Genomic DNA, 9,244 nt, shown 5'->3' on the forward strand with positions numbered 1-9,244 from the left:
TGACTGTGTGGCCGCCGTAACGACGGGTGATCGCTTGCCGTGACACCCGGTTAACGGGCCGTTCGTAGGGTCGGAGCGAGCTTCCGACCACGAAGGGGACCGTCCGTGACCGCACCGGAACCGCTGGCAGAGAGCATCACGCAGGTACGGACGGCGTGCTCGTACTGCGGGGTCGGCTGCGGGATCGTGCTGGATGTCGCGACGGACCCGGAGGGGCGGCGGACGGTCCGCGGGGCGGCCGGTGACAAGGCCCACCCGGCGAACGGCGGACGGCTGTGCACCAAGGGCGCGACCAGCGCCGAGCTGCTCGCCGCGCCGGGGCGGCTGTCGGCCGCCCTGGTGCGCGCGGAGCGCGGCGACGAACCGGCGGCCGAGCCGATGGCGGCGGCGGTCCGGCGGACCGCCGGGCGGCTGCGCGAGATCGTCGACACCCACGGTCCGGACGCCCTCGCGCTGTATGTCTCCGGCCAGATGACGCTGGAGGCGCAGTACTTGGCGAACAAGCTCGCCAAGGGCTTCGTCCGCACCCGGCACATCGAGTCCAACTCCCGGCTGTGCATGGCGAGCGCGGGCAGCGGCTACAAGCTGTCCCTGGGGGCGGACGGCCCGCCCGGCTCGTACCAGGACTTCGAGCACGCCGACGTCTTCCTCGTCATCGGTTCCAACATGGCCGACTGCCACCCGGTCCTCTTCCTGCGGATGATGGAGCGGGTGAAGGCGGGCGCCAAGCTGATCGTGGTCGATCCCCGGCGCACCGCCACCGCGGCCAAGGCCGACCTGTTCCTGCAGATCGCGCCGGGCACGGACCTGGCGCTGCTCAACGGCCTGCTGCACCTGTTGGTCGAAAACGGCGCCACCGACCCGGAGTTCATCGCCGAGCACACCGAGGGCTGGGAGGCGATGCCGGCCTTCCTCCAGGACTATCCGCCCGCGCGGGTCGCGGAGCTGACCGGGATACCGGAGGAGGACCTCCGCCGGGCCGCCGGGTGGATCGGTGCCGCGGACGACTGGATGAGCTGCTGGACCATGGGCCTGAACCAGAGCACCCATGGCACCTGGAACACCAACGCCCTGGTCAACCTGCATCTGGCGACCGGTGCGATCTGCCGCCCCGGCAGCGGCCCGTTCTCGCTCACCGGCCAGCCCAACGCGATGGGCGGCCGCGAGATGGGCTACATGGGGCCGGGGCTGCCCGGCCAGCGGTCCACGCTGGTGGCCGAGGACCGGGCCTTCGTGGAGGAGCTGTGGGGCCTCGGTCCCGGGACGCTGCGGGCGGACGAGCCCGGCCGGGGAACGGTCGAGATGTTCCGGCGGATGGCGGACGGCGACATCAAGGCGTGCTGGATCATCTGCACCAACCCGGTCGCCTCGGTCGCCAACCGGCGGACCGTCATCGAGGGGCTGGAGGCGGCGCAGTTCGTGGTCGCGCAGGACGTCTTCGCGGAGACCGAGACCAACGCGTACGCCGATGTCGTGCTGCCCGCCGCCATGTGGGCCGAGTCCGAGGGCGTGATGGTCAACTCGGAGCGCAGTCTGACGCTCGTACGGCAGGCCGCTGACCCGCCGGGCGAGGCCTGGCCGGACTGGCGGATCATCGCCCGGATCGCCTGCGAGATGGGCTACGAGGACGCCTTCACCTATGACAGCGCGGAGGAGATATTCGAGGAGATCAAACGCGCCTGGAACCCGCGGACCGGCTATGACCTGCGCGGAGTGACCTACGAGCGGCTGCGGGACACCCCCGTGCAGTGGCCCAGCGCGGCCGTCGACGGGCCGGACCGCAATCCGGTGCGCTACCTCAACGACGGTGTCAGCCAGACCCTGGACGAGCGCCCGGACGGCACCCGGCCCCGGCTCTCCTTCCCCACCGCGACCGGCCGGGCGGTGTTCTTCGCCCGGCCGCACCTCCCGGCGGCGGAGCTGCCCGACGACGACTACCCGTACGTGCTGAACACCGGCCGGCTGCCCCACCAGTGGCACACCCTGACCAAGACCGGCAAGGTCGGCAAGCTGACCAGGCTCAACCCCGGTCCGTTCGTGGAGCTGCATCCGCGGGACGCGGCGGCGCTGGGCCTGACGGAGGGCGACACGGTGGAGGTGGCCTCGCGGCGCGGCCGGGCGGTGCTGCCCGCCGTGGTGACCGACCGGGTACGGCCGGGCGACTGCTTCGCGCCGTTCCACTGGAACGACCTGTTCGGGGAGTACCTCAGCGTCAACGCGGTGACCCATGACGCGGTCGACCCGGTCTCCTTCCAGCCCGAGTTCAAGGCCTGCGCGGTGTCGCTGGCCCGGGTCGCGGCCGCACCGGGGCAGCCGCAGGGCGATCCGGGCGCCGGGCGGACGGACGACGCGGGCGGCGCCGCTTCCGGCCGGGACGGCGAAGCGGGCGGGGCGACGGCGGTGCTGGCCGGGGTGTTCGGGCTCGGCGAGGCCGCCCCGCCGGTGCTGGCCGCGCACGAACGGCGCTATCTGTCCGGCTTTCTCACCGGGCTGGACTCGGGGCCCGCCGCCGGCACTCCGGTGCTGCCCGCGCACGCCCCGTTCAGCCCGGAGAGCGCCCTGTGGGTCAACGGCGTCCTGGCCGGGATGTTCTCGCGCGCTCCGGCCCCCCGGCAGGCGACGGCGGCGGACCCGGCGGAGGTTCCCGCCGACGCGGCCGACGCCGCGTCCGCCCGTACGGTCCTGGTCCTGTGGGCCTCCCAGACCGGCAACGCGGAGGAGGTCGCGGCCGACACGGCCCGCCGGCTGACCGGCAGCGGACGGACGGCGACGCTGCTGAGCATGGCCGACAGCGCACCGGCCGCCCTGCCGCGCGGCGCCGATCTGCTGATCGTCACCAGCACCTTCGGCGACGGCGACGCCCCCGACAACGGGACGGACTTCTGGGAGACCCTCAACGCGCCGGACACCCCGCGGCTGGACGGGGTGCGCTACTCCGTCCTCGCGCTGGGCGACTCCTCGTACGACGACTTCTGCGGCCACGGCCGCCGGCTCGACGCCCGGCTGGCGGAGCTGGGCGCGGAGCGGCTGGCGCCCCGTACGGACTGCGAACCGGACTACGAGCAGCCGGCCGGCCAGTGGCTCGACCAGGTCCTCACGGCCCTGGACGACGCCGGCCCGGAGCAGGACGGCGGTGCGCAGGAGGACACCGGCGGGGAGGCGGACGCCGTGGCCGCCGCGCCGGAGGCCGTCCCGGCTCCCCCGGAGCCGGACCGGGCACCCGGCAAGGCCTCCCGGCCCTCCAAGGCCGCCCCCGCCACCGCCCGCCTCGTCGGCAACGACCTGCTGAGCCGGGCCGGGGCCACCAAGGAGGTGCGGCAGTTCACCTTCGACACCCGGGACGGCGACGGCACCCCACTGGAGTACGAGGTGGGGGACGCGCTCGGGGTGCTGCCCCGGAACTGCCCGGACCTCGTCGCGGAGTGGCTGGCCGTCACCGGGCTCGACCCCGCCACCGCCGTCGACCTCAAGGGTCCGGGCGCGGTGCCGCTGGGCGAGGCCCTGCACCGCCATCTCGACCTCACGAGGATCACCCCGGCGCTCCTCCGGCTCGTCGCCGAACGCACCGGTGACCGGGTCCTCAGGAAGCTGCTGCGGCCCGACAACAAGGGCGAGCTGGCTCAGTGGACCTGGAGCCGGCAGGCCGTCGACGTCCTGGCCGAGTACCCGGTCCGGGCCGGCGCGGCGGAGTGGGCCGGCCTGCTGCCCCGTCTGCAGCCCCGCCTGTACTCCATCTCGTCGAGCCCGCTGACCGATCCCGGTCTGCTCCGGCTGACGGTGTCCGTGGTCCGCTACGAGAACCGGCAGGGCCGTCCGCGCAAGGGCGTGGCCTCCACCTTTCTGGCCGATGCCGCGCCCGGCAGCCCGGCCCCGGTCTTCGTCCAGCGCAGCGCCCACTTCCGTCCGCCGGCCGATCCGGCCACCCAGATGGTGATGGTGGGCCCCGGCACCGGCGTCGCGCCCTTCCTCGGTTTCCTGGAAGAGCGGCGCGCCCGCGGGCACCGCGCCCCCAACTGGCTGTTCTTCGGTGAGCAGCGGCGCGCCACGGACTTCTACTACGAGGACGCCCTGGACCGGCTGCGCCGCGACGGGCTGCTCACCCGGCTGGACACCGCCTTCTCCCGCGACCAGCGGGCCAAGGTCTACGTCCAGGACCGGATGCGCGAGCACGGTGCCCAGCTGTGGTCCTGGCTCCAGGACGGCGCCCACTTCTATGTGTGCGGTGACGCGTCCCGGATGGCCAAGGACGTCGACCGTGCGCTGCGGGACATCGCCGTCGCACACGGCGGCCTGCCGGAGGAGGCGGCCGCCGGTTACGTCAAACAGCTCGCCGCCGACAAGCGCTACGTCCGCGACGTGTACTGAGCCGCCCACGGGCCCGCCCCGCCGTAACGCGCCCTTCCTGACCGGCCGTTCGCCCGCCCGGCGGTCTCCCCCGTGCCGGCGCCCGGCTCCTGCGCACGCCCCCGCGTTGATGTCCTGAACGGGCCGCCCCCGGGCATTGGACGGACGATGGGGAGGAAGGAGAGCGCTATGACCCTGATGACCGCTGACGCCATGACCACCGAACCGGAGCCCGAGGGGCCGGGGCCGGTGCCGAGCGAACCCGAACCGGTGCCGCACGACCCGGGCCCCGGCAAGCCGGTCCCCGCCGCGCCGGAACCGGACGAGCCGGCACCGGCCCCAAAGGAGCCGCCCGGCGCGGAGCCGGGCGACCCCCCGGCGCCCGAGCCACCCGACTGACACCGGGCACGGCCGTCCGGGCGCACGGCCGGGGTACCGCCCTGCCCCGGGCCGCCGCCCGCACCGTGCCCGCGGTGACACGCCCGATGCACGCCCCCTCAAGGAGGAGCTGAGCATGCACGACGCGGAATCCCCGGCCGGAACGACAGGGGCCCCGGCGACGGCGGGCCCCCTCGACGCCGCCGAGCTGCGCCGGCTCGACGCCCACTGGCGGGCCGCCAACTACCTGTCCGCCGGGCAGATCTATCTGATGGCCAATCCGCTGCTGGAGACGCCGCTGCGCCCCGAGCACATCAAGCCCCGGCTGCTGGGCCACTGGGGCACCTCGCCCGGCCTGAACCTGGTGCACACCCACCTCAACCGCGTCATCAAGGCCCGTGACCTGGACGCGCTGTGCGTATGGGGGCCGGGGCACGGCGGGCCCGCCGTGGTGGCCAACTCCTGGCTGGACGGCACCTACTCCGAGACCTACCCCGACGTCAGCCGGGACGGCACGGGCATGGCCCGGCTGTTCCGGCAGTTCTCGTTCCCCGGCGGGGTGCCCAGCCATGTCGCGCCGGAGACGCCGGGCTCGATCCACGAGGGCGGCGAGCTGGGCTACTCCCTCACCCATGCCTACGGCGCGGCGTTCGACAACCCGGAGCTGCTGGTCACCTGTGTGGTCGGCGACGGCGAGGCGGAGACCGGGCCGCTCGCCGCGTCCTGGCACGCCACGAAGTTCCTGGACCCGGTGCACGACGGCGCGGTGCTGCCCGTGCTGCACCTCAACGGCTACAAGATCGCCAACCCGGCGGTGCTCGCCCGTATCCCCCGGGACGAGCTGGACGCCCTGCTGCACGGCTACGGCCATGACCCGCTCCACGTCACCGGCGACGACCCGGCGACGGTCCATCAGGCGCTGGCCGCCGCCCTGGACAGCGCCCTGGACCGGATCGCCGCGATCCAGCGCCGGGCCCGCGACGAGGGCGTCACCGAGCGCCCCCGCTGGCCCGTGATCGTGCTGCGCACCCCCAAGGGCTGGACCGGTCCGCACGAGGTCGACGGGCAGCCCGTCGAGGGCACCTGGCGCTCCCACCAGGTCCCGCTGCCCGGCGTACGGGACGACGCCGGGCATCTGCGGCAGCTGGAGGAGTGGCTGCGCTCGTACCGGCCGGAGGAGCTGTTCGACGAGGAAGGCCGGCCGCGCCCGGACGTGCTGGCGTGTGTGCCCGAGGGGACGCGCCGGCTCGGTGCCTCGCCGCACGCCAACGGCGGGCTGCTGGTGCGGGACCTGCCGCTGCCGCCGCTGGAGCGGTACGCGGTGGAGGTCGACAAGCGCGGCAGCGCGCTGCACGAGCCGACCCGGGTGCTGGGCGGGCTGCTGGAAGCGGTCATGGACGCCACCGCGGAGCGCCGCGACTTCCGTGTCGTGGGCCCCGACGAGACCGCGTCCAACCGCCTGGCGGCGCTCTACGACGTCACCGGCAAGGCCTGGCAGGCACAGACGCTCGCCACCGACGAGCACCTCGCCCGCGACGGCCGGGTCATGGAGGTGCTCTCCGAGCATCTGTGCCAGGGGTGGCTGGAGGGCTATCTCCTCACCGGCCGGCACGGGCTGTTCTCCAGCTACGAGGCGTTCGCGCACATCGTCGACTCCATGGTCAACCAGCACATCAAATGGCTGCGGACCGCGCGCCGGCTGCCCTGGCGGCGCCCCATCGCCTCGCTGAACTACCTGCTCACCTCCCACGTCTGGCGGCAGGACCACAACGGCTTCTCCCACCAGGACCCCGGCTTCGTCGACCACATCCTCAGCAAGAGCCCTGAGGTGGTGCGGGTCTATCTGCCGCCGGATGCCAACACCCTGCTCTCGGTGGCCGATCACGCGCTGCGCAGCCGCGACTACGTCAATGTGATCGTGGCCGGCAAACAGCCGGGCTTCGACTGGCTCACCCTCGACGAGGCCCGCACCCACTGCGCGCGCGGCGCCGGTGTCTGGGAGTGGGCGGGCACCGAGGGCGGCAGCCCTCCCCAAGCTCTCGGCTCCGCTCGAGCAGGGGATACCCCAACCCCCGATGTGGTGCTGGCCTGCGCCGGGGACGTGCCCACGCAGGAGACCCTGGCCGCCGCCGGGCTGCTGCGCCGGCATCTGCCGGAGCTGGCGGTGCGGGTGGTCAATGTCGTCGACCTGGCCCGGCTGCTGCCGTCGGAGGCACATCCGCACGGCATGCCGGACCCGGAGTACGACGCGCTGTTCACCCGCGACAAGCCGGTCGTCTTCGCCTACCACGGCTACCCGTGGCTGATCCACCGGCTCTGCTACCGCCGCGCCGGCCACCGGAACCTGCACGTCCGCGGCTACCGGGAGGAGGGCACCACGACCACGCCCTTCGACATGGTCGTCCGCAACGACCTCGACCGGTACCGGCTGGTGATGGACGTGGTGGACCGGGTGCCCGGCCTCGGGGCGCGCGCGGTCGCGGTGCGGCAGGAGATGGCGGACGTCCGTACCCGCCACCACGCCTGGATTCGGGAGCACGGCACCGATCTGCCGGAGGTCGCCGACTGGACCTGGGCGGGCTGACGGGGTCCGGGCGATCACCGGTGCCGGTGCCGGTGGCGCTGCCAAGTAGCCGTTACCCGCGGCCGGTTCAGACCCCCGCGGCCTCCCGTACGTCCTCGACGACGGAGCGGTCCAGCGCGGCGCGCACCAGCCCCGAGGCGAAGGCCGCCGTCTCGTCCGTCCCGACCAGCCGCGCCAGCTTCCCGCTGTCGCCCGGCAGACCCAGCCGCTCCGCGCCCTGGACCGCCTTGGCGTCGAGATACGGGGCGAGTTCGGGCCAGACGCCCTGGACCTCGCGCAGGAAGATGTCGCAGCCCGCGGGGCCCAGGCCCGGCACCTCCCGCAGTGTGCGGCGCAGCGCGCCGAGGTCACCGCCGGCCGCGTCCCGCATCCGCCGCAGATCGCCGCCGTACGCGTCCAGCAGCAGCGTGGCACCGTCCCCGAGCTGGGTGGCGGTGCGCTCGTCGTAGCGCCGGTAGCCGCCCTCGCCCAGGGCGTCGACCCGTTGCTGCCAGGTCGCCTCCGCCATCCGCCGGGGCGTGCGCAGGCCCGCGTCGAACAGCGTGCGCGCGGCCGCCACCGCCACGGAGGCGCGAATCCGGGCGCTGAGCAGCCCGGCCAGCACCAGCACCTGGTAGAGCGGCTGCGGGGTGTTCGCCATCCGGATGCCGCTCTGTGCGGCGAAGGTCTCCCCGTGCCGCTCCAGCAGGGCGCGCGCCAGGGCACTCGGCCCGCCGCGGGGGCTCATGGCGCGCCCCGGTACCGGCGGACCGCCTCGTCAGGGGAAGTTCCGGCCACGCCCTGTCCTCCGTCCGTCCCGTAGGGGTCCGCAGTCACCCTGCCCCCGCTCCGCGGGCCGGGCAACCGCCATTGCTCCGTGGGGCGCAACGACACCGCACCGTAGGCGCGGCCGGGTACGGGCGGCGGTGCGCCCAGGGGTACGGCGGCGGCGCGGAGCCGGGTGCCCCGGCCGCCCGGCGCGCCGCTCACCGCAGTGCGTCGAGCCGCCGGTGTGCCGGGCGCAGTGACCGCTCGCGAGCCGGCACCCCGGACCACGGCCGCGCCTCCGCCTGCTCCAGCACCGCCGCGAGATCCCTCAACCTCCAGGTCCATGCGTCGAGTTGGGGATCGTCCAGCTGCTCGCGGGTGATCGGCGCGGCGACCGGGGCACCCGGTTTGGCCCGCAGTGACCAGGCCGGTGGATCTCGACCGTGCGGCGCCCGGCCCGCACCGTGCCGGGCTCCGGCTCCGTGCCGTGCCGTGCCGGGCTCCGGCTCCGTGCCGGTGCCGGTGTCTGTGTCGCTCATGCGGGCGGGGGTACCCGCTCCGGGCGGCCGTACGCTCACGCGTCCGGGTGGCGGCCGGGCGCGATACGTCCGTTCGCCTCCCGTGTCGCCCGGGGGTGCGCGGCGCCGCACAGTGAGGGGGTGCCTCGCGGAGTCCGGGCGCCTCGGGCCGCATGGCCGGCGCGGGACCGGCAAGGAGAACAGCATGCCGCGCGGAACGGGCGCCAGTCGTCCAGCCGCGGAAGAGCGACGTGTGAGGAGCTCATGACGGTGCGACAGCAGCCAGGACCACCGGGCATCACCCATCCGGACCCGGTCCCACCGACCCCGGGTCCGGGCCCCGGGCCACCAGGACCCACGCCGGGCCCGGGGCCCGGCCCGGTCCCCGCACCGGGCCCCGATCCGGTGCCCCCGTCGCCGCCGCGCCCCGAACCGGACCCGGTCCCGCCCACCCCGGCACCCCCGACGCCGGGCCCTGAGCCCGGCCCGGCACCCGATCCGCTCCCGGCCCCGGGCACCGCGGGGCGGGCCTGAGGCAGCCCGGGAGCCGGCGTCACGCCCGCGGGGCCGTACCGGCAGCCGAAACCGATGAAGACCGGGGGCGGGCCCGCGGCGAGGAAGTCCTCCACGGCGGGCGGGAGTTGGGCGTCCGGCGCGTGCCAGGGCCACCAGT

General features: G+C 74.7%; 5 protein-coding genes. 3 read left to right on the forward strand and 2 right to left on the reverse strand.

The annotated features are described in order from the left end of the window. Positions 1-105: 105 nt before the first annotated feature. The 3 genes from ACWC9R_RS26755 to ACWC9R_RS26765 all read left to right on the forward strand — a co-directional run bounded on the left by ACWC9R_RS26755 (position 106) and on the right by ACWC9R_RS26765 (position 7,306). On the forward strand, positions 106-4,365 hold the full coding sequence (locus ACWC9R_RS26755; protein WP_450735236.1) for a molybdopterin-dependent oxidoreductase: 4,260 nt from the start codon (positions 106-108) through the stop codon (positions 4,363-4,365). Positions 4,366-4,533: 168 nt separating this feature from the next. Next, positions 4,534-4,743 carry a hypothetical protein gene (locus ACWC9R_RS26760; protein WP_450735238.1) on the forward strand — a complete coding sequence of 70 codons (210 nt, stop codon included), beginning with the start codon at positions 4,534-4,536 and terminating at the stop codon, positions 4,741-4,743. Between the two features lie 115 nt (positions 4,744-4,858). Next, positions 4,859-7,306: a phosphoketolase family protein gene (locus ACWC9R_RS26765; RefSeq protein ID WP_450735239.1), complete on the forward strand. Its 2,448-nt coding sequence runs from the start codon at positions 4,859-4,861 to the stop codon at positions 7,304-7,306. Between the two features lie 67 nt (positions 7,307-7,373). Here ACWC9R_RS26765 and ACWC9R_RS26770 read toward each other — a convergent pair whose 3' ends face one another. Then, a complete protein-coding gene (locus ACWC9R_RS26770; protein WP_450735241.1) occupies positions 7,374-8,033 on the reverse strand; it encodes an endonuclease in 660 nt (219 codons plus the stop codon). 238 nt (positions 8,034-8,271) lie between these two features. Beyond that, positions 8,272-8,592, reverse strand: a complete 321-nt coding sequence (locus tag ACWC9R_RS26775; protein ID WP_450735242.1) for a hypothetical protein — start codon at positions 8,590-8,592, stop codon at positions 8,272-8,274. Between the last annotated feature and the right edge of the window lie 652 nt (positions 8,593-9,244).

It is taken from the genome of Streptomyces sp. NPDC001219 (assembly GCF_053597915.1).

Coding starts and splice junctions, on each gene's coding strand:
- ACWC9R_RS26760 (WP_450735238.1), top strand. CDS start 4,534: ATGACCCTGATGACCGCTGACGCCATGACCACCGAACCGGAGCCCGAG.
- ACWC9R_RS26775 (WP_450735242.1), bottom strand. CDS start 8,592: ATGAGCGACACAGACACCGGCACCGGCACGGAGCCGGAGCCCGGCACG.
- ACWC9R_RS26765 (WP_450735239.1), top strand. CDS start 4,859: ATGCACGACGCGGAATCCCCGGCCGGAACGACAGGGGCCCCGGCGACG.
- ACWC9R_RS26770 (WP_450735241.1), bottom strand. CDS start 8,033: ATGAGCCCCCGCGGCGGGCCGAGTGCCCTGGCGCGCGCCCTGCTGGAG.